The sequence below is a fragment of the Paenarthrobacter sp. C1 genome, from assembly GCF_049315185.1.
Classification (GTDB): Bacteria; Actinomycetota; Actinomycetes; order Actinomycetales; family Micrococcaceae; genus Arthrobacter; species Arthrobacter nicotinovorans.
The window spans coordinates 4647216-4665532 of the sequence record NZ_CP186052.1 but is presented as its reverse complement, the minus strand read 5'-3'; the positions used below and the strand labels follow the sequence as shown (position 1 = coordinate 4665532).

The window sequence follows — 18317 nt, the reverse complement described above, 5'->3', positions numbered from 1 at the left end:
TGTGGCAAATGGGGAAAACACGTACTTTGATTCTTGGTCTGGCCACGATTGTGCTGGCAGGCTCGCTGACCGCTTGCGACGACGGCCGTTCGGGCGCTGAGGGAGCCGCCAAGCAGCTCGCCTCCTCGCTGTCGGCGCTCGACGTCGGCCAGCTCGCCGTTGAGGGCAAGGATGCTGCCGCGGCCAACGACCAGCTCAAGGCAGTTTTCGAAGGACTCGACGCCAAGCCGTCGGTGCAGTCCGGTGACGTCAAGCTCGACGGCGACACCGCCACTTTCCCTCTTAACTACAGCTGGAACATCGGCTCGGCCAAGTGGGAGTACAGTTCCGAGGCCACCTTGAAGAAGTCCGGTGACAAGTGGGCGGTTCAATGGAGCCCTGCTTTGCTGGCACCGGAGCTTTCCGATGGCGAAACTCTTTCCGTCAAGACCGTTCCTGCCCAGCGCGGCCAGATCCTGGGCGCCGGGGATGCCCCTATTGTGGAGGACCGGCCCGTCTTCCGGGTCGGCATCGACAAGACCAAGATTCCAGCGGAACAAGCGGATGCTTCAGCGCGTGCGATGGCTGCCCTGCTGGGCTTGGACGTTGAGGAATACGCCAAGCAGGTTGCTGCGTCCGGCCCGCAGGCATTTGTGGAAGGACTGGTTCTCAGGGCTTACACGACGGATATCACGGAGGCCAAGATCAAGGCCATTCCCGGTGGTGCCAGCATCCTGGATTCGATGGCCCTCGCACCAACGCGGACCTTTGCACGTGCACTGCTCGGAAGCGTTGGCCAGGCCAGCGCGGAGCAGATTGAAAAGTCCAACGGCACCTTGCGTGCCGGTGACACCACGGGAACCGGCGGCCTGCAGCAGAAGTACGACACCCTGCTCCGCGGCAAGGACGGTGTTGAGGTCATTGCGAGCACCAAGGCCAAAGCTGAAGGGGAAACGCCCGGCACCAAGGTGTTCTTTTCCTCACTCCCCGCTCCCGGCACCACCCTCAAGACAACCCTTGACCTGAAACTGCAGCAACTGGCCGAGGAAACCCTTGCTGGCGTTGGCCCGGCGTCGGCCATAGTTGCCCTCCGACCCTCCACGGGCGCCGTGCTAGCCGCCGCCTCCGGGCCGGGGAGCAACGGCTACAACACTGCAATGCTGGGCCAGTACGCGCCAGGATCCACCTTCAAGATTGTTGACTCCCTGGCGATGTTCCGGAACGGTGCAACCCCCGATTCCAAGGTCGAGTGCCCGCCGACGCTGACTGTTGACGGTCGGACCTTCAAGAACGCGGAGGGGTATCCGGAAAGCTCGCTGGGTTCAGTTGCCCTGAGGGATGCGTTTGCCCACTCCTGCAACACTGCCTTCATCAACGCCCGTGACACCGTCAGCCAGGACCAGTTGGAATCCGCGGCCCAGGCTCTTGGTGTGGCTGTTGAAGCCCCCAAACTCGGTGCTGACGCGTTCCTGGGTTCCGTTCCCGGTGCTGCTGAGGGTACGGAGCACGCCGCCTCCATGATTGGCCAGGGCAAGGTGCTCTTCTCGCCCCTCTCGGCCGCTGTCATGGCAGCTTCGGTGGCCAACGGTGCCCCCGTCTCACCGCAACTGGTGCTCAATGGCGACGCCGTGCCGGCCACCACCTCCACTGCCGCTCCCACGGAAAGCAGCTCCGCCACGCCGTCGCCGGACTCCGCGACGGCCAGCGCGCTGCCTGCCTCGCCGGCATCCACCAAGCCGATCACCAAGGAGGAATCGGCTGCCCTGTCCGACATGATGCGGGCGGTAGTAACCTCGGGCCACGCCGGTTTCCTTGCCGCAGTGCCGGGTGCACCGGTCGGGGCAAAGACGGGCACCGCCGAATTCGGTAATGACAACCCGCCCAAGACCCACGCGTGGATTGTTGCCACCCACGGGGACCTGGCAGTTGCCGTGTTTGTTGAAGACGGCGGACTGGGTGCCACCACCAGTGGGCCGTTGCTGAAAACGTTCCTGACCGCGGCGGGCTGATCCGGAGGAGAACCCATGACAGGCAGTACCCAGTGCGTGGTGGTCGGCGGAGGTCCGGCCGGGATAATGCTGGGGCTGCTGCTTACCCGGGCCGGTGTGCAAGTCACTGTCTTGGAAAAACACGCCGACTTCCTCCGGGATTTCAGGGGCGACACGGTCCATGCGTCCACCGTCCGGCTCCTGGACGAGTTGGGTTTGGGAGAAGGCTTCAGGGCCCTGCCGCAGAGCCGGCTGGAGAACTTCCGGTTGCCTGTTGCCGGGGGTCGCTCGGTGGTGCTGGCCGATTTCGGACTCCTTAAAGAGCCCTACAACTATGTGGCGATGGTTCCCCAGTGGGACCTGCTTAATTTCCTGGTGGCAGCTGCCGGGCAGGAACCCACCTTTACGCTGCGGATGAATACCGAGGTCACGGACCTGCTGCGGGACTCTTCGGGGGCAGTGACGGGTGTGGCGTACCGGACCAGGGACCCGCTGACCGGCTCCCCGCTGGACAGCGGCGAACTGATGGCCACCCTGACTGTGGCGTGCGATGGCCGGGGTTCGGTGCTGCGGCAGCGGGCCGGACTGGCTCCCCACGAATACCCGGTGCCGTTCGACACCTGGTGGTTCCGGCTCCCCCGCACGGCCGACGAGGATGAGCCAGTGGCATCCATAGCGCCGCGTTTCGGCAGCTCCGACGTCCTGCTGAGCCTCACCCGCAAGGACTACCACCAGATCGCCTATCTGGCCGCGAAGGGCTTGGATCCCCAGCTCCGGGCTGAGGGCGTGGAAGCCTTCCGGGCCAGGGTTGCGCGGCTGCGGCCGGATCTAGCCGACCGCGTAGACACCATCGGGTCTGTCGACGAGCTTCACCTGCTGGATGTGAAGCTCAACCGCTTGGCCCGCTGGCATCAGCCGGGCCTGCTCTTGATTGGCGACGCCGCGCATGCCATGTCCCCGGCCGGAGGCGTGGGAATCAACCTCGCGGTGCAGGACGCCGTGGCGGCAGCGCGCTTTATTGCCTCACCGCTGCTCAGTGGAACACTCGACGACGGCCACCTCGCCGCCGTCCAGGAGCGGCGTTGGCTGCCCACCGTGATTGTCCAGACGTTCCAGAGGGGGCTGCATCGCGCCATCTTTGCCCGGGTGATGGCCGGCAAACAGCCCAAGCCACCCAGGATCCTGGTCCTGATGGCCCGGCACCTGCGCGGTTTTCCCAAGCTTCCCGCCCGCATGATCGCCTTTGGACCGCGCCCCGAGCATGCTCCGGACTTTGCCAGGCGAAAGCCGTAACGCTGCGTCGACGCCTAAGCCAATTGCCGCCGTCGGGCGTTAATACCCCGGCGTGGGAGGATTGAAACGTGGCCCATATTGACGTTTCCGGCATCGACTACTTCCTCTCCGACGGCACCCAGCTGCTCAACGGTGTGACCTTCAAGGTCCCCGACGGCACCAAAACGGCGCTGATCGGACCCAACGGAACAGGCAAGACCACACTGTTCAAGATCATCGCCGGAGACCTCACTCCTGATGAAGGTGCCGTGGGCCGCTCGGGCAACATGGGCATCATGCGGCAGTTCGTGGGCCAGGTCCGCGACGAATCCACCGTCCGCGACCTCCTGGTTTCCACTGCGCAGGCCGGGCTCGCAGCAGCAGCCAAGGCGGTGGAAGAAGCCGAATTGGCCATGATGGAGCACGACGACGAACCCACGCAGATGAAGTACGCGCAGGCGATCGTGGACTGGGGCGATGCCGGCGGATACGACGTCGAGACCGTCTGGGACGAAGTGTGCATGGCCGCTTTGGGGATTTCCTTCGATAAAGCCCAGTTCCGCCGTGCTTCCACGCTGTCGGGCGGCGAGCAGAAGCGCCTGGTGTTGGAAGCGCTGTTCGCCGGGCCGGACGAGCTCCTGCTCCTGGACGAACCGGACAACTACCTTGACGTGCCCGGCAAGCGATGGCTGGAAGGCAAGCTCAACGAGTCCAAGAAGACCGTGCTCTTCATCAGCCACGACCGCGAGCTTCTCAACAACGCCGCCGGCCGTATCGTGACACTGGAGCCGGGCATCAACGGTGCCGGCGCTTGGATCCACGGTGGAGGTTTCGGCTCCTACGTCGAAGCGCGCGCAGACCGTAACGCCCGGTTCGAGGAACTCCGCAAACGCTGGGACGAGGAGCACATCAAGCTCAAGGAACTCGTCAACATGTACAAGAACAAGGCGGCTTTCCGCTCCGACATGGCCAACAGGTACCAGGCAGCGCAGACCCGCCTTGCGAAGTTCCTGGAGGCCGGGCCGCCGGAGGCCCTGCCCATCGAGCAGAACGTGAAGATGCGGCTCAAGGGTGGCCGCACCGCCAAGCGGGCCGTCGTTGCAGAGAAGCTGGAACTGACCGGGCTCATGAAGCCGTTCTCCACGGAGATCTGGTTCGGGGACCGGGTGGGCGTCCTGGGCTCCAACGGTTCGGGCAAGAGCCACTTCCTGCGTCTTCTCGCGACCGGCGGCACGGATCCGGAGCGGGAGCACCTGCCGGTGTCCGACGTCGTCATCGCGGAAGTCCCGCACGAAGGGTCGGTGAAACTGGGGGCACGCATCCGGCCCGGGTTCTTCGCCCAGACGCATGTCCGTCCGGATCTGCTGGGCCGGACGTTGCTGGAAATTCTGCACCGCGGCGATGAACACCGTTCGGGCCTTCCGCGTGAAGCTGCGGCAGGAGCCTTGGATTCCTATGGCCTGGCGGGTCAGTCGGAGCAGAAATACGAGTCCTTGTCCGGTGGCCAGCAGGCACGTTTCCAGATCCTGCTGCTCCAGCTGTCCGGTGCCACGCTCCTTCTGCTGGATGAGCCCACGGACAACCTGGACCTCCACTCAGGCGAAGCCTTGGAGCGTGCCATCGACGCGTTCGAGGGAACCGTCCTGGCCGTCACGCACGACCGTTGGTTCGCCAAGTCCTTCGACCGCTTCCTGATCTTCGGGTCCGACGGCAAGGTGTACGAATCCGAAGAGCCCGTGTGGGACGAAAAGCGGGTAGAGCGCGCCCGCTGACACCGGACGCTTCCTCACGTTCCGCGCCTTTCGGGTGGACGCTTGCTCACGTTCCGCGCCTTTCGGGGGGACGCTTGTTCACGTAACGAGCCTTTCGGGCGGATGCTTGCTCACGTTCCGCGCCTTTCGGGTGGACGCTTGCTCACGTTCCGCGCCTTTCGGGGGGACGCTTGCTCACGTTCCGCGCCTTTCGGGGGGACGCTTGCTCACGTAGCAGGCCTTTCGGGGGGATGCTTGTTCACGTAGCAGGCCTTTCGGGTGGACGCTTGCTTACGTAACGAGCGTTTCGGGTGGACGCTTGCTCACGTCCCGGCGCGAGAGCTTGAGCTGGCTTCCTAGTTGGCCGCTACCCGATCACCAGCGGGTGGTCACTGAGCGAGGGTTGGGTTGAAGGGCGTGGGATGTGAGGGAGGGTTGGGTTGAAGGGTGTGGGGTGTGGGTGAGGGTTGGGTTGAAGGGTGTGGGGTGTGGGTGAGGGTTGGGTTGAAGGGTGTGGGATGTGAGCAAGCGTTGGTGTGAAGGGTGTGGGGTGTGAGCGAGCGTTGGTGTGAAGGGTGTGGGATGTGAGCAAGCGTTGGCATGAAGGGAGTGGGATGTGAGCGAGCGATTGTGCGCAAATGATCACATCACATGATTAAGTGAGCACACCCCTGCTACCGTGGAGGCATGGGAACCACTGACCGCCACAGGCTCATCGCCGAACTGCTGCGCGGACAAGAAGAAGTAACCGTCGACGAACTGGTCTCAACCACCGGAGCTTCCGGGGCGACCATCCGCCGCGACCTCGAGATCCTGGCAGCCAACGGTGTGCTCAAGCGAGTGCACGGGGGTGCCCGCAGCCTCCTGGCCCGTGGAGAGAACCCCGGCTACGGGCAGCGCGAACTCGAGGACCACGAGGCCAAAGCCCGCATAGCCAAAGCCGTGGATGGACTCATCAGGGATCGCGAACACGTGTGGCTGGACAGCGGATCCACTGCCACGGAAATCGCACGCCGGCTCAGCACACGAGAGCTCACGGTCATGCCGATGTCCTTGCACGGCGTCCAAGCCCTCACGCAATCCTCGGAGGGCCGGGCTCCTGAACTCATCCTCCCAGGTGGCCGGTTCACCCCGGGTGAGCAGTCTTTCAGGGGACCCATGGCGGAAGCCAACGTCCGCTCGCTTAGGTTCGACACCGCCGTCGTAACCCCTTGCGCGCTCAACCTCAAAGACGGCCTGCTGGCTCACGACCTCGATGACGCCGCCGTGAAGCGTGCCGGTCTGGAGTCGGCGTCGCGCGTGATCGTCGCGGCCGCGGGAAGCAAATGGAATGCCGGCGCCAGGGCCCTGGTTGCCGCGATGGACAGCGTGGACGTCATCGTGACGGACCTGGAACCATCCCCCGAAGACCTTGCCCAGCTCAACAAACTCTCCGTGGAAGTTGTGATTGCATGACCACCAACACCAGAAGCACCACCAACGTCAGGGCCGCGGCAGTGGCGACGTTCCTGATCTTCGGCATGAACGGTCTGGTCTTCGCCAGTTGGGCAGCCCGCATTCCGGCTGTGACCGAAGCGCTCAACCTCACGTCCGGCCAGATGGGCACGCTCTTGCTCTGCACCGCGGTTGGCTCGTTGCTGGCGCTGCCGTCTGCGGGTTGGGTGGTGGGCCGGATCGGCACGGCGAACACGGTTCGGTTGGCCGGCATCGTGGCAGGAGCCGCGGGTGCGGCAATTGCGTTCTCCCTGATGGCCGCGTCCGTGCCGGCCGCAGCCATAGCGCTCTTCTTCTTCGGCATCGGCATTGGCCTGTGGGACGTAGCCCAGAACATTGAAGGCGCCGACGTCGAACACCGGCTTGATCGGACCATCATGCCGCAGTTCCACGCAGCATTCAGCGGCGGGGCCTTCCTCGGCGCGCTGATCGGTGCGGGGTTGTCCCAACTGGGAGTCGGCCTGCCCGAGCACTTGCTGGTCATCGCCGCCGTCGCTGTCGCGTTGGCCCTGACCGTCCCCAAGTACTTTTTGCCGCATGAAGCGGTGGAAATTCACGACGGCGGCGGGTCGGCCGCCAAGGGTCCCACGGCTTGGCGGGATGGCAGGACGCTTCTGATCGGCGTCGTGGTCCTGGGTGCCACGCTCACCGAGGGTGCGGGCAATGACTGGATCGCCAAGGCGGCCGTGGACGGGCTGGGTGCTTCAGAGTCCACCGGCGCTTTGCTGTTCGCCCTGTTTGTCCTGGCCATGACCATCATGCGGTTCCTGGGCGGCAAGGCGATCGACAAGTTTGGCCGGGTAGCCGTTCTCCGCGCCAGCATGGCCGCAGCCGCCTTGGGCCTGGCCCTGTTCGTATTTGCGGGCAACGTGGTTTTGGCCGGAGTCGGCGCGGCTCTCTGGGGCATTGGGGCGGCGCTGGCCTTCCCCATGGGTATGTCTGCGGCTGCCGATGATCCCAAACACGCCGCTGCCAGGGTCTCCGTAGTTTCCACCATCGGCTACATTGCCTTCCTGGCAGGGCCGCCACTGCTGGGCTACTTGGGAGACCAAACAGGAATCCACCTGGCCTTGCTGGCCATTGGGGCGCCTATTCTGCTGGCTCTCCTGCTTGCCGGTGTCGCGAAGCCCTTGCCGCCCAAATAGTCCTGCCATCCGTCAAAGCATTCTCCCGAATGCATACGTCCCGGAGTCGCCACCACGCCAAGAGCACCAAGCCGGCGGCCAGGCAGGCACCGCCCAGGACATCGCTCAGCCAGTGCGCGGAGAGATATGTCCGGCTGACCATCATGGCGATGATGCCCAATGCGGCCAATGTCGTCATCCACCAGCGGCCGGCGAGGACAGCCAGAACCACCAGGAATGCGGTGGTGGCGGATACATGCCCGGAAGGGTATGAACCGGTATCGGTGAGGACCTTGGCCCCCACCGGCCTTTCCCGGCCTACTACGACTTTGGCCAGCTGGGTGAGCGCCAGTGTGGCTATTCCGGAGCCCGCAACGAATAACGCCGTCACCGGACGTTTCCAAGCCACCAAGGCGAGGGCCAGCACTCCCTGGGCCGACAGCATCCCCACGTAGCCCACCCAGTTGAGGATCCCGTTGACGCCATCCCAGAAGGGAGAGTGCAACGTAAAGGAGAAGGCCTGCCACCAGGTGTCTACGCTGTTGAAGGCAGGTTGGCCCTGTCCTGCCAGGATCATGACTCCCGGAACCACAAACGCACACAGCAGCAATATTCCAGGGGCAAGCAGCTTCCAGTCCGGTTGCCTTCGGGGAGTCAGGACGCGAATCATCAACTCATCGTAGCCATGGCGGCCCTGCAGTACCGGCAGGCGATACTGTGAAGGGATGCGAGGCTTCGTGGGCAAAGGTCCCAAACGTGTTGTCAAACTCGACCACTTCCTGGTGCGGGCTGTTTCCCGGCAACCGCAGGGCGACCATGACGTCTTCTTCCGGCGGCTTTCGTCCGCGGCGACGAAAGGCAAGCTGTGGTTCGGCATTGCCGGGATCATGGCGACGGTTCCAGGGAAACCCCGCAGGGCGGCGCTCCATGGCTTGCTCGCACTGGGTGTTGCTTCCGGCGTTACCAACGTCATTTTCAAGCGGGCTTTGCCCCGCAGGCGGCCGCTTCCTGAACATCTGCCGTTGTTCCGGTTCGTGAATCCGCAGCCCACAAGCTCTTCGATGCCATCCGGCCACTCTGCGTCCGCTGTGGCCTTCGCGGTGGGCGCAGGAATCGTCTCGCCTGCGATAGGGGTTGCATTGGCGCCCATCGCCGTGGGGGTGGCCTACTCGCGGGTGCACACGGGTGCCCACTGGCCATCCGACGTCGTCTTTGGCTCGGCTTTGGGTGCCGGCGCCGCATTTCTCACGCGTAAGTGGTGGCCTGCCCGCCCGGCGGAGCCGACTCCCCGCCGCACCCCCGCTGAGGTTCCGGCAATTCACGACGGCGAGGGGCTGAGTATCGCGGTCAACGTCCTGGGCGGGTCCTACTCCCCCGAAACCGGAGAACTGCTGCGACGAGTATTCCCCAAGGCTTATATACGAGAGATTTCCGAAGGGGAGGATGTCGCCGAAGAGGTCAAGGCCGCAGCAACCCGGCCCGGAACCGTAGCGCTGGGCGTATGGGGCGGCGACGGAACGGTGGGAGCGGCGGTTGCTGCCGCCGTCGAACATTCACTCCCTCTGGCGGTTCTGCCGGGAGGGACGCTGAACCACTTCGCGCGTGACCTCGGCGCCCGTTCGATCGAGGATGTCCTGGACGCCTTGACCAATGGTTTCGCAGCGTCCGTGGACCTGGGGCATGTTGTTGTCCAGCGCGGCCTTGCTGAGAAGCCGGAGACCTCGGAGCTGGCCATGCTGAATACGGCGAGTGTGGGCGTGTACCCCAATCTGGTCAGGCGGCGTGAGCGCCTGCAGCCGGCCATGGGCAAGCCGCTCGCCAGTGTGGTGGCATCGCTCCGGACCTTCGGCGTGAATTCCCCCACCACGCTCACGGTGAACGGACAAAAGCACAAGCTCTGGATTCTCTACATGGGCAGGGGAAGGTTCTATCCCAGCGACCATGCGCCCATCCGCCGCCCTGTGCTTGATGATGGTGTGTTCGACCTCCGCATGATCACGGCGGACGAACCATTCGCACGTGCGCGTTTGCTGTGGGCCGTCGTTACCGGCACCGTGTCGGCCTCGAAGGTCACCCACCTTGCCGAGGCTACAGAGATTACCGTCGAAGCCATTGGGCAGCCGTTGGTGCTGGCCGTCGACGGTGAACCTACGCCTGGAGTCCGCTCGGCTACCTTCACGGTGAAGCCTCGCGTCCTGCGCGTGTACTCGTCGCTTCCCGTGGCTGACTGAAGCGGACTGACCGGGGGTCATCCGGTAGGACTACCCTGACTGAACCCTGAATCATCCCTGAGACAGGCGATTTGGGCGGCCTCCCTGAGTAGCGTGGTGAGTACATTCAAAACTCACCTGCACATTTATGTGCTCCGAGGAGGGGAACGCTTCCATGATCGAAGCAAAGGGCCTGACTAAGGTCTACGGCCAGAAAACTGCCGTCGGCGGTGTCAGTTTCACTGTCCAGGCTGGACGGGTGACGGGCTTCCTGGGCCCGAACGGTGCCGGCAAGTCCACCACGATGCGCATGATCATGGGGCTTGACTCTCCCACATCGGGCGACGTCACGGTCAACGGCCTGCATTATGCGCAGCACAAGGCTCCCCTGCACCAGGTAGGTGCCTTGCTGGATGCCAAGGCTGTCCACACCAGCCGCAGTGCCTACAACCACCTGCTGGCCATGGCTGCAACGCACAGCATTCCTACCGCCCGCGTTCACGAGGTTATTGAGATGACCGGGCTCGGCGCCGTGGCGAAGAAGAAGGCCGGAGGATTCTCGCTGGGTATGGGCCAGCGCCTCGGCATCGCGGCCGCACTCCTCGGTGACCCTCAGACCCTCATCCTGGACGAGCCCGTCAACGGACTCGATCCTGAAGGCGTGCTGTGGGTGCGCAATCTGGTCAAGTACCTGGCCAGCCAGGGCAAGACCGTTTTCCTTTCGTCGCACTTGATGAGCGAAATGGCGCAGACCGCCGACCACCTGATTGTGATCGGCCGGGGCAGGATCATCGCGGATGCTCCTGTGCAGGACATCATCGCCGGAGCCCAGCAGGCCAAAACGTTGGTTCGTACCTCGGCTGCCAGCCAGCTGTCGGCCTTGCTTGTGGGAGACGGTGTCCGGGTGGACCAGAGCCAGACGGAGACCCTGGAAGTGGTGGGTCTGCAACCGCGTGAGATCGCCCAGGTTGCCCTGGACAACAACGTGCTGGTCTACGAACTGACGCCGCAGGTTTCCTCGCTGGAAGATGCCTACTTCAATCTCACCAAGGACGAAGTGGAGTACCAATCCCATATGTCCGGTGAGCCTGTCTCTGCCGCCCCGGAAGGAAAGTAAGGACAATGAGCACCATGACTGAAAACCGCACCAAAGCACCGGCCCACGCATCGGCCGGGGTCCGCGGCGTTACTTTTGGGGGAGTAGTCAAGTCGGAGTGGATCAAGCTCCGCTCACTGACGTCCACCGTGATCCTGCTCGCTGTGACTCTTATTGCCACAGTGGGCGTGGGTGCCCTTGCCGTTTTGATCCGCTTCACCTTCCTTGACCAGATGATCAAGCAGGCCAAGGATGCCGGCCAGCCCGTCACCGGCGAGATGCTGACGAAATCCTTCCCGCCGGGGTCCGGATTCGACCTCTACAACCTGCCCAATGCCGGCATCCAGATCGGCACCTTGGTCCTTGGATCGCTGGCCGTGCTCTTCATTTCGTCCGAGTACGCCACCGGCATGATCCGTTCAACCATGAACGCAGTTCCCAAGCGCATTCCGGCCTTCGCGGCCAAGGCGCTGCTTCTGGTGGTCCTCTCCTACGTCATCACCACCATTGCCGCCGTATTGACATTCCTCATCGCCATGCCCGTCTTCCAGGGCCTGGATATTGATCTGACGTGGTCCACTGACGGTGTCCTGTACAGCATCTTCACCGGTGGCCTGTATGTTGCCGGCGTAGCTTTGATCGGTCTTTCGTTGGGAACCCTCCTGCGCAACTCGGCCGGTGGCGTGACCGTACTTGTCGCATTGTTCTTCGTACTGTCGATCGCGTCCGGCTTCCTTTCACTGGTGCCGGGCGACTTCTGGAAGTACGTGCCGCAGTACATTCCCAGCGAGGCTGGTGGCAGGTTCCTTTCCATCGGTCACACCGACGGCGTCATCGACCCGTGGCAGGGTGGGTTGATCTTCCTGGGCTACGTGCTGGTCTTCCTGATTCCGGCCATGATCGTGATCAAGAAGCGCGACGTCTAGGCCGACGTGCCCTCTAGGCTCAATTCATGACTGAAGCTCCACAGATGAAGGACGCGCCGGCCGCCGTGGCCGACGCGTCCTTCGCTGAAATTGCCCAACGCCGCCGGGGCAGGATCCGGCGGTACTTCTTCACGCGTCCCCGTGCCATGGACGCCGTGGTGGTGCTTTGCTACGTGTTGTTGGCGTTGCCCACCATCGTCGCCTCGATCGGTGAGGGCAAATGGCTCGTGGTGGCCATACTGCTCCTTATTGCCTTGGCATTGGCCTTCAGGAGGCAGTTCCCGCTCCAGGTGGTCCTGGCCGTGGCCCTGCTGGAAATCTCGGCGACCATCCTGAACCCTTGGGGCTCCAACGTTTCGGCAGGCCTGTGGTTCGCCCTTTATGCGGTGGCTTCCCTCCGGAAGCGCGGGATCACGTTTGCGGTCTTTATCGCCGCAAGCCTGCCCCTGAGCCTGCTTTACCTGTTCATGTGGACTAGCCCGGCCCAGATGGACACGCTTCAGGACGTCCCGGAGAATTTCCACCTCATCAACAACATCGCCACGGCGGTCACCATCATGTTGTCGAACCTGCTGGCCACGGGCATTGGCATTTCGGTTCGCCAGCGACGGGAACACGAAGCGGAGATCGCTGCCTGGGCCGCCCGGACCACGCGGCTGGGCAAGGTCACCGAACGCAACCGCATCGCCCGCGAAATGCACGACGTCGTCGCCCACTCTTTGACGGTCATGATCAGTCTTTCGGATGGTGCGGCAGTTGTGGTCAAGAAGGATCCGGAACGTGCCGGCGAGGTGCTTGGCGAACTCTCGCGGACCGGACGCACCGCCCTGGCGGATATGCGGCGTGTTCTGGGGGTTCTACGTGATGATTCAGGCCGGCCGGCCCCGCTTACGCCGCTTGAGTCCGGGTACAACCTGGCCAAGCTCCTGGAGGGCTTCCGCACGGCCGGCCTGCCACTGCACTATGCCCACACAGGGCCGGCGTTGCCAGCTGACCCGGCATTCGAGCTCACCGTCTACAGGATCGTGCAGGAATCCCTGACCAACGTGCTGCGTTACGGACGCTCGTTGAGCCGGGTAGACGTCCAGGTGGCCCGCGACGGCGATGTGGTCACCATTGATGTCCTCGACGACGGACGCGGAACCAGGGACGGTGGCAGCGAATCGATTGGCAGCCTGGGCACAGGGCTGGGCATTGCCGGAATGAATGAACGCGCTGGAATCTATGCTGGAATCGTTACTGCCGGTCCAGGCAAAAGAGGCGGTTGGGCGGTCCACGCCGACCTCCACTGGAACGGCGACAAGGGGGAATCATGACCAATGACATCAAAGTGCTGCTCGTGGACGACCAGCCGCTGCTCAGGATGGGCTTCCGACTCATTCTGGAAGGCGAAGAAGACTTCCATGTAGTGGGCGAGGCGTCCGATGGCGCTGAAGCCGTCCGCCAGGTCGAAGCCTTGCAACCTGACGTGGTGCTGATGGACGTCCGAATGCCCACCATGGACGGGATCGAGGCAACGCGGCGTATCTCCGATTCAGGTTCGGAAGCGCGGGTCATCATCCTGACCACGTTCGACCTCGATGAGTACGCCTTCACCGGTTTGCAGGCCGGAGCCTCTGCCTTCCTCCTCAAGGACGTTGCCCCGGTAGAGCTCGTCCATGCGGTGCGGCTCGTGGCGAGCGGTGACGCCGTCGTCGCCCCGCGTGTAACGCAGCGGCTCCTAGAGACGTATGTCCGGGGCGGTGCAGTGCCGGGCCATTCGCCCGCACCCCACCGGGATCCCTTGCTTGGCGAACTCACGCCGCGCGAAACCGAAATCCTCACGACCATCGCCGAGGGTCTGTCCAATGCGGAGATCGCCCATAAGTTCTTCCTCTCCGAGGCCACTGTGAAGACGCACGTCCGCCGGATCCTGAGCAAGCTGCAGCTGCGGGATCGCGTGCAGGTGGTTGTCTACGCCTACGAGACCGGACTGGTGGTGCCGAGCAACCCGGACTACTGATGCAGCGGGCCCGGTCCGGGCCCACTTTCCTCACAAGATGTGCGTTATAGACATTCATAAATGTTTTTAATGACTATTTGAGCTGATTCTGTGTTACCTTCGTCACTACAAGCGCGCCTCCGGCTCCCCCGCGCAGGAAGTCCCAGGCGTCCCGATCGCATCTTTCACTTATCGGAGACGAGTCATGGAATCATCAACCCCCCTGAAACTGGACCACCCGGCTGACGCCCCTCCGGCGCCTTTGGAAACAGGCCTTCGCCGTTCCATGGGTCCGCGTCACCTGATCATGATCGCCATGGGAGGTGTCATCGGCTCAGGCTTGTTCCTCAGCTCGGGCTACACCATCTCCCAGGCAGGCCCCTTGGGCGCAGTCATCGCCTACCTGGTGGGGGCCTTCGTGGTCTACCTGGTGATGGCCTGCCTTGGCGAGCTCGCCATTGCCTACCCGGTCTCGGGTGCCTTCCACATCTACGCTTCCCGTTCAATTGGTCCGGCTACCGGCTTCACCACCGCCTGGCTCTACTGGCTGTGCTGGGCGGTGGCGATCGGTTCGGAGTTCACGGCCTCGGGCCTGCTCATGCAGCGGTGGTTCCCGGGTGTCGAGGTATGGGTGTGGTGCCTGGTGTTCGCTGCCATGCTCTTCGGCTTCAATGCGCTCTCGTCCAAGTTCTTTGGCGAATCTGAATTCTGGTTCTCCATCATCAAAGTCGGAGCGATCATCGCACTGATCGTGTTCGGCGGGGCGGCACTGTTCGGATTCCATCCACTCTCGGACAACGACCACCACCCGTTCCTGTTCGAGAACTTCAATACCTCAGGCGGCCTGTTTCCCAACGGCTTCTCCGGCGTCCTGGTGACAGCCCTGGCCGTCTTCTACGCTTTCTCCGGCTCGGAATTGATTGGCGTGGCGGCAGGCGAAACCAAGGATCCGGCACGGAACATCCCCAAGGCCATGCGCAGCACGGTCATCCGCCTCCTGATCTTCTTCGTGGGGGCAATCGCCGTCATCGCCGCAACCGTTCCTTATGACCAGGTGGGACTGGATGAGAGCCCGTTCGTCACTGTTTTCTCGTCCGTAGGCCTTCCCTTCGCGGCGGACATCATGAACTTCGTCATCATCACCGCCCTCCTGTCCGCCGGAAACAGCGGCCTGTTCTCCTGTGCCCGCATGCTCTACTCCCTTGCAGACGAAGGGCACGCTCCCAAGGCGCTCAAGCGCCTCACCCGCCGGGGCATCCCACTCCTTGCCCTGTCCGTCAGCATGGTGGGAGGGCTGGCGTCCCTGATCAGCAGCGTGGCTGCTCCGGAGACCGTGTACCTGGCCCTCGTCTCCGTAGCCGGCTTCGCCGTCGTCGGGGTATGGATGTCCATCACCGCCTCGCATTTCTTCCATCGCCGGGCCTTTGTCCGCAACGGGGGACGGGTGGCTGACCTTGCCTACAAGGCACCGTTCTTCCCTGTAGTTCCGATCCTGGCCTTCGGACTGTGCCTGCTCTCACTGGTGGGCATTGCGTCCGATCCCGCGCAGGTCGCTGCCCTCTACTTCGGTATCCCCTTTGTGGCTGCCTGCTACCTGTATTTCCACTTCCGATACGGCCGGACTGTGAAAGTAAAGCAGTCGGTCTGATCCAGGTTGCCACGTCAGGCGGCAGGGCAATATTGCCCCGCCGCCTGACTGTCTTGAAAGGGGGAGGGCAGGATGGCCCAAACAACCCAGTCCACGGAACCGGCCGGGAAGTTTTCCAGTTGGTTGGAAGTTGACGGTGACGCCTTTGATGGCAACGTCCGATCCATGAGGCAACTCCTGGAAGGCCGGGCCTTGCTGTGTGCCGTGATCAAATCCGACGCCTACGGCCACGGGGCTGACATGTTGCTGCCGTTCCTGGTTCGTCAGGACGTTCCCTACATAGGGGTGGGGTCGAATCACGAAGCAGAGCTGGCGCGGGGACATGGTTTTCAGGGAAAACTGCTCCGCGTTCGAGCAGCGGCCCCGCAGGAAGTCTGGGCGGGCATGGACTTCTCCATCGAAGAACTCGTCTCTGATCCGCAGAGTGCCTTGGCCATGAGCGGGATCGCCGAGGAAACGGGCCGGAAATTGCGGGTGCACCTGGACATTAACTCGTCGGGTATCAGCCGCCACAGCCTTGACGTGTCTTCTTCCCGCGGCAGGGCCTGCGCAGTTGGGATACTGAGCCAGCCCTGGCTTCAACCCGCCGGCATCATGACGCATTTTCCCTGCGATGACGTGAAGAATATAGAAGAATCGCTGCGGCGTTTCAGGGCCGAGTCCGAAGCTATCCTCCAAGCCGCGCAAGTGCCCCGCAGTGAAGTGCTCCTCCACGCGGCGAACTCATTTTCAACCCTGAACGTCCGGGCGTCGTGGATGGACATGGTACGGACCGGGGCCGTCCTCTACGGTGACACGGAACCCGCGCAGCCCGGATTCAGCCGCTGCCTGACCTTCAAGGCACGCATCGGCTCGGTGAACACCTATCCCGCCGGAAGCAAGGTGGGCTATGGGCTGACCCATACTCTGGCGACAGAGTCCCGTTTGGCAACAGTCACTGTGGGCTATGGCGATGGGTATCGACGCGCACTCGGCCGTCGAAGCGCCGACCATCGCGGCGATGTCCTGGTCCGCGGGCGACGCGTGCCCATCGTCGACGTGATTTCCATGAACTCCATGGTGGTTGATGTGACATCCGTTCCGGAGGTCCTGCCCGGGGATGAAGTGGTCCTGTTCGGGCGCCAGGACCGGTCCGAAATCACTTCGGGAGAGCTTGAAGCAGCCAACGCCGGAATTCTCGCAGATTTGTACACGGTGTGGGCCAAGGACGCCAGGATCCTCAGGGTCTGCGCCAACGTGTGAGAATGGCGTGAGCGCTTGGTGGAAGGAGCCTGATTCGTGGATGTGTCAACAGAGGCTTCGTCGTTGGCGCAGGGCCTTCGCCTGATCCGGCTGGTCACGGACCGCGAAAAGCAGGGACGCCAACTTTTGGGAGTCTCGCAGTTGGCTGCGGAGCTGGACATGGAACAAAGCCGGGTCTCACGGTTGGCGCAGGAACTGTGCGATCTTGGGCTGCTGGAACGCGTGGATCGGGGTCCCTTCCGCACAGGGCCGCGGTTCTTCACCCTGGCAGCCTCCCTGAACGGAGGCTGGGTCCAGCAATCCGGACCCGAGCTTGAGGAGCTGGTGTCCTCTTATGGATTGCGCTCCAGGCTCTCAGTGCGCGACGGGGTCCGGGTGCTCCTGCTGCGTTCTTCCGCCAACAACTCTGTCCTTGGCGGCTTCGCCAAGCCCGGCATGGTGACCCCTGTGTGGTGCACGGGCGCCGGCCGGGCCTTGCTGTGGGACCATTCGGCAAAGGAGCTTGAGGGTCTGCTCCGCGAGGCCAACTTCATTGGCGTTGGCGGCCCCGCCGCGGCGCATTCCGCAGCGGAGGTGGCCACCCTCATGGACAAGGACAAGCCACAGGGGTATGTCTTGGCTGCGGAGGAATTCGAGCACGGCGTCTGGGAGCTGGCAGTACCGGTCCGGGCAGGCGGAGCCCGCATTGTTGCCGCACTCAGTGTCCTGGGAAGCCGCGCCGATCTGGAGAAAGCGGCTCCACACATTGCCGCGGCGCTTCAGTCCGCTTCCAACCGGCTCGGCAGCGCGGCCCAACCTCAGGATTGACCCGTCAGCCTGACTGTCCTCCAACTGAAGACTCAAGCCAGTCCCGCCACGAACCAAGAGCCATGGCGAAGGCTTCGCGCTGGGGTTCCAGACGTGATTTCGGGCCGACAATCTGCAATGCAGCAGCGACTTCGCCTTTGAAGTCCCGGACGGGCGCGGACAGGGAGTAGAGGCCCGGTTCGGCTTCCTCGTCCACGATCGAGTAGCCGCGTTCCCTTGCCTTGGCCAACCGCTCCAGGAAATCGTCAACGGACACAGGCGTATTGGGCCCGTGCTTCACGAACTCGACTCCGTCAAAGATCTTCCGGACGTCTGAGTCCGGCGCATCCCACAAGAGCGCCTGGCCGGCGTCGCTGCAGTAGGCGGGGTAGGGCCGGCCAAGCCAGGAACCCACCAGATTGGCGCTTTCAGGCACCTGCTCGCCAATGGTGACAGTACTGTTTCCGCTCAGTACACCCAGGAAGCAGGCTTCGTTGGTTTCGGATGCCAGACCCTCCAATGCGGTCAAGCCGTCAGTCTTCAGCCGCTGTTCGGTGACCAGCTGCGCGTCCGTCAGGAAGGACCAGTCCAGGCAATACTCACGCTGTTCGGTCCTTGTGAGGAAACCTTCCAGCTGTGCACCTTTGAGGCTGCGTGAGACCTGGCTGCGGTCCTTGTCCAGGCGGGCTGCAATGTCAGCCACCGTACCGCCGTCGAATCCTTCCGCGTGACGCGCCCCAACGGTGAGTAAGGCCATCATGCCGCGGCCCATGCTGGAGGTCTTTGACATGGATTGATTCTAGTCAGCCCCGGGGGCCGG

General features: G+C 63.3%; 15 protein-coding genes. 13 read left to right on the top strand and 2 right to left on the bottom strand.

Going from position 1 to position 18317, the window contains the following annotated elements:
* The first annotated feature begins 8 nt into the window (after positions 1–8).
* The 5 genes from ACNAOU_RS21940 (at position 9) to ACNAOU_RS21920 (ending at position 7629) form a co-directional block, all read left to right on the top strand.
* Entirely contained in the window at positions 9–1988 is a 1980-nt protein-coding gene (locus tag ACNAOU_RS21940; protein WP_422757750.1) for a penicillin-binding transpeptidase domain-containing protein, read from the top strand.
* Between the two features lie 15 nt (positions 1989–2003).
* The gene (locus ACNAOU_RS21935; RefSeq protein WP_422757749.1) at positions 2004–3260 is read left to right on the top strand and encodes an FAD-dependent oxidoreductase; all 1257 of its coding nucleotides are present in this window, start codon (positions 2004–2006) and stop codon (positions 3258–3260) included.
* A gap of 68 nt (positions 3261–3328) precedes the next feature.
* The gene (locus tag ACNAOU_RS21930; protein WP_055976759.1) at positions 3329–5011 is read left to right on the top strand and encodes an ABC-F family ATP-binding cassette domain-containing protein; all 1683 of its coding nucleotides are present in this window, start codon (positions 3329–3331) and stop codon (positions 5009–5011) included.
* A gap of 666 nt (positions 5012–5677) precedes the next feature.
* Positions 5678–6445 (top strand): DeoR/GlpR family DNA-binding transcription regulator, encoded by a 768-nt coding sequence (locus ACNAOU_RS21925; RefSeq protein WP_079582545.1) that lies wholly within the window; start codon positions 5678–5680, stop codon positions 6443–6445.
* Complete coding sequence (locus tag ACNAOU_RS21920; RefSeq protein ID WP_422757748.1) at positions 6442–7629, top strand: MFS transporter; 1188 nt, start codon at positions 6442–6444, stop codon at positions 7627–7629. Before ACNAOU_RS21925 ends, ACNAOU_RS21920 begins: the two co-directional genes overlap by 4 nt.
* Here the strand turns inward: ACNAOU_RS21920 and ACNAOU_RS21915 are convergent.
* On the bottom strand, positions 7574–8278 hold the full coding sequence (locus tag ACNAOU_RS21915; protein ID WP_422757747.1) for a phosphatase PAP2 family protein: 705 nt from the start codon (positions 8276–8278) through the stop codon (positions 7574–7576). The two genes, ACNAOU_RS21920 and ACNAOU_RS21915, sit on opposite strands and share 56 nt — an antisense overlap.
* Positions 8279–8333: 55 nt before the next feature.
* On the opposite strand from ACNAOU_RS21915, the gene ACNAOU_RS21910 reads away from it, so the two are divergent.
* From ACNAOU_RS21910 to ACNAOU_RS21875, 8 genes are all read left to right on the top strand, one after another.
* Positions 8334–9839 carry a bifunctional phosphatase PAP2/diacylglycerol kinase family protein gene (locus tag ACNAOU_RS21910; RefSeq protein WP_422757746.1) on the top strand — a complete coding sequence of 502 codons (1506 nt, stop codon included), beginning with the start codon at positions 8334–8336 and terminating at the stop codon, positions 9837–9839.
* 154 nt (positions 9840–9993) lie between these two features.
* On the top strand, positions 9994–10935 hold the full coding sequence (locus ACNAOU_RS21905) for an ABC transporter ATP-binding protein (RefSeq protein ID WP_018778515.1): 942 nt from the start codon (positions 9994–9996) through the stop codon (positions 10933–10935).
* 5 nt (positions 10936–10940) lie between these two features.
* On the top strand, positions 10941–11840 hold the full coding sequence (locus ACNAOU_RS21900; protein ID WP_422757745.1) for an ABC transporter permease: 900 nt from the start codon (positions 10941–10943) through the stop codon (positions 11838–11840).
* A gap of 26 nt (positions 11841–11866) precedes the next feature.
* Positions 11867–13156 carry a sensor histidine kinase gene (locus tag ACNAOU_RS21895; RefSeq protein ID WP_354628483.1) on the top strand — a complete coding sequence of 430 codons (1290 nt, stop codon included), beginning with the start codon at positions 11867–11869 and terminating at the stop codon, positions 13154–13156.
* The gene (locus ACNAOU_RS21890) at positions 13153–13842 is read left to right on the top strand and encodes a response regulator (protein WP_018778518.1); all 690 of its coding nucleotides are present in this window, start codon (positions 13153–13155) and stop codon (positions 13840–13842) included. Before ACNAOU_RS21895 ends, ACNAOU_RS21890 begins: the two co-directional genes overlap by 4 nt.
* A gap of 184 nt (positions 13843–14026) precedes the next feature.
* Positions 14027–15469, top strand: coding sequence for an amino acid permease (locus ACNAOU_RS21885; RefSeq protein WP_189076450.1), 1443 nt, complete (start codon positions 14027–14029; stop codon positions 15467–15469).
* 72 nt (positions 15470–15541) lie between these two features.
* Positions 15542–16711, top strand: a complete 1170-nt coding sequence (alr, locus tag ACNAOU_RS21880) for an alanine racemase (RefSeq protein ID WP_189076449.1) — start codon at positions 15542–15544, stop codon at positions 16709–16711.
* Positions 16712–16747: 36 nt separating this feature from the next.
* Entirely contained in the window at positions 16748–17518 is a 771-nt protein-coding gene (locus tag ACNAOU_RS21875; protein WP_018778521.1) for an IclR family transcriptional regulator, read from the top strand.
* 4 nt (positions 17519–17522) lie between these two features.
* On the opposite strand, the gene ACNAOU_RS21870 is transcribed toward ACNAOU_RS21875, so the two are convergent.
* Positions 17523–18287 (bottom strand): IclR family transcriptional regulator, encoded by a 765-nt coding sequence (locus ACNAOU_RS21870; RefSeq protein WP_189076448.1) that lies wholly within the window; start codon positions 18285–18287, stop codon positions 17523–17525.
* Positions 18288–18317: the final 30 nt, after the last annotated feature.